At 66.9% G+C, this 2,626-nt stretch carries 3 protein-coding genes; 2 read left to right on the plus strand and 1 reads right to left on the minus strand.

Features of this window, described 5'->3' with window-relative positions; genetic code table 11:
• Together Q4P21_RS08185 and Q4P21_RS08190 are read left to right on the plus strand one after the other, a co-directional pair.
• Positions 1-847, plus strand: an 847-nt coding sequence (locus tag Q4P21_RS08185; protein ID WP_303388294.1) for a hypothetical protein, incomplete at its 5' end; no start/stop codon positions are given.
• Positions 844-1,764 (plus strand): phosphotransferase family protein, encoded by a 921-nt coding sequence (locus Q4P21_RS08190; RefSeq protein WP_303388295.1) that lies wholly within the window; start codon positions 844-846, stop codon positions 1,762-1,764. The genes Q4P21_RS08185 and Q4P21_RS08190, both read left to right, overlap by 4 nt.
• Here Q4P21_RS08190 and Q4P21_RS08195 read toward each other — a convergent pair.
• Positions 1,733-2,620: a formylglycine-generating enzyme family protein gene (locus Q4P21_RS08195; RefSeq protein WP_303388302.1), complete on the minus strand. Its 888-nt coding sequence runs from the start codon at positions 2,618-2,620 to the stop codon at positions 1,733-1,735. The genes Q4P21_RS08190 and Q4P21_RS08195 overlap by 32 nt on opposite strands.
• Between the last annotated feature and the right edge of the window lie 6 nt (positions 2,621-2,626).

A 2,626-nucleotide genomic window follows, 5' to 3' on the forward strand; every position in this document is an offset into this window, starting at 1 on the left:
GCGCGAAGCACTGACGGTGCATGCATGGCAGGATGAAAGCATGACTTTGGCATGGGAGAAGCGCGTACGCGTGCAATTTGAGGGCGATGCCCACGTCCAGGAAGACAGCTGCGGCTTCAACGGCCCCAACGCTTGGATCGTGGACGGCGCCACCACGCTGCTTGAGCCCCTTGACCTGCCGGCGGCGTCGAACCCGCAGTGGCTGGCGCAGCAGTTGAACACGGTCTTGGCAGAAAGCACGGCCAGCACGGGCGGTGTCCGTGCCCTGCTGGCCGGGGTGCTGAGCACCATCGACGTCCGGGCCACGGAGCTGGTCGGTTTGGAACGGGTTCGTTTCCCCAGTGCAGCGCTGTCCCTGGCCCAACTCAACGAGCAGGGTGTGGAGATCGCCAGCCTGGCCGACTGCTCAGTGGTGGTGCGCACGCACGACGGCGACACCCACCTCGTGCGCGCAGAGCTCGCCGACACGCGGGTGGAGCTGGAGGCGGCCCGCCGAACGGTGGATGCGCAGGAACGGGCGCGCCTGCTGTGCCTGGACCGCGAACGCCGCAACACCCCCGGAAACGTATGGGTGGCCCGGCGTGAACCGGAAGCTGCCGATCACGCCCATGTGGTGCAGCTTGGGCCGCCTGAGCTGATGGTGATGGCCAGCGACGGGGCCTGGCGCGCCGTCGACCTTGGCATTGTTGCCGGGCTCGAACAGTTCCTGGAACGCACCTCCACAACGCTCGGCGCGCTGGCACTGCTGCATGAACTGCGCGCCCACCAGGAACGGATCGGCGAACTGGCCGACGACGCCACCATCCTCACACTGGCCCCGCGCCCCACGCCGTCACCACAGCCATGAAAACCCGCGTCAGCTGGGCGGAACTGCCGCGGTCAGTGCGTGCGGGGGTGGAACGAATACTGGGTGAAACGGTCGTCACGGCACAATCGCAGACCGGCGGCTTTTCCCCGGGCTCGGCGGACAGGGTGGTGCTTGCCTCGGGCCGCCGGGCTTTTGTGAAGGCGGTCAGCGCCGAGAGCAATGCGACCTCACCCGTGCTGCACCGCCGCGAGGCCGCCGTCGCCAAGGCACTGCCGCCGGGCATCCCGGCCCCGAAATTCCTCGGCATGTACGACGACGGCACCTGGGTTGCGCTGGTCCTGGACGATGTGTCCGGCACGCATCCGCGGGAACCATGGCAGGAATCTGAACTCCTGCACGTGCTTGACAGGTTGGCGGATATTGGTTGCGTGGAGTTACCTGCCGATGTGCCGCTGCCGCAGTATGAGGACTCGCTGCGGGGTGCCTTCCGGGGCTGGGAAAAGCTGGCATCCCGCCCTATGGCCGGGATGCCGGCCTGGGAGGCGGAGCATCTGGGCTTGTTGGCCGGGCTGGCCAAAGAAGGCGTGGAAGCCTTGGCCGGAGGATCGCTGGTCCACGGGGACCTGCGCACCGACAACATTATGCTGACCGACAGCGGGCCGGTGCTGCTCGACTGGCCGTGGGCTGCGGTGGGTGCGCCGTGGGCCGACGCGCTCAGCGTGCTGATCAATGCCACGACGCTGGACCCCTTGTCTGGTTGGGACCACGTTCTGAAGGAGCACCGCGTTTTTGCCGCTGCGTCGGACGCTGGAGTCACTGGTGTCCTGGCTGGTTGGGCGGGCTACTTCCTGGACATGTCGCGCCGGCCGGCACCGCCGGGCATCCCCACGCTGCGGGCCTTCCAAGCCCGGCAGGCGGAAGTGATTACCGGCTGGCTGCGGAAGCGACTGTCCTGAAGCCCAGATTGCCGCTGGCCGAATCAGGGGTGTTGGAACTGCGTGCGGCAAGCCGGTAACGGTTGCAGTAGGAGTCGTGGCACAGGTAGGAGCCCCCGCGCATCACCCTGCCGCGGCCAACGGTTGGCCCGGGCGGATCCTCCACGGTCCCCTTGGCCAGGCAGCTCTTGTAGTACTTGGGCAGGAACCAGTCCGAGCACCATTCCCAGACGTTTCCGCTGGTTTGGTACAGCCCGTAGCCATTGGGTTCAAAACTCTTTACGGGAGCCGTCGTCAGGAACCCGTCCTCGCACGTGTTGAGGGTGGGGAAGGTGCCCTGCCAAATGTTGCAGTGGTGCACCGTGCCGCCAGTGTCATCGGTGCCGTGGAGTTCTCCGCCCCACGGGTAGCGTGACTGCACCAGCCCGCCGCGGGCTGCGAACTCCCACTGCGCCTCCGTGGGCAGTGCCCGGCCAGCCCACTCACAGTAGGCCAGGGCGTCGGTGTGTGAAACCTGCGTCACGGGATGGTCGGGGATATCCTGCCATGAGGAGAGCGGTCCGGCCGGGTGGGCCCAGTCAGCGCCGCGCACATTCAGCCACCACGGCGTTCCCGCTGCTGTGCCGAGGATGTCGTCCTTGTCCGCCAGCACAGCCAAGTGGAACACGGCGGAAGTTCCGTACAGCTCCGATTCGGTGCGGTAGCCCGTTGCCTGCACGAACGCGGCGAAGGCTGCGTTGCTGACGGCCGTGGCATCGATGCTGAACTCAGACACGGTCACTTCGTGGACGGGCGTTTCGCCGTCGGACGGGTAGCCCTCATCGAAGGGGTCACCCATGAGGAAGCTGCCGCCGGGAATCAGCACGTCGGTGTGCAAGGCTGC

This window comes from Arthrobacter sp., from assembly GCF_030540645.1.
Classification (GTDB): Bacteria; Actinomycetota; Actinomycetes; order Actinomycetales; family Micrococcaceae; genus Specibacter.

Excerpts from the sequence above, each read along its gene's own strand:
- Q4P21_RS08190 (WP_303388295.1), top strand. The coding sequence starts at position 844 with ATGAAAACCCGCGTCAGCTGGGCGGAACTGCCGCGGTCAGTGCGTGCG.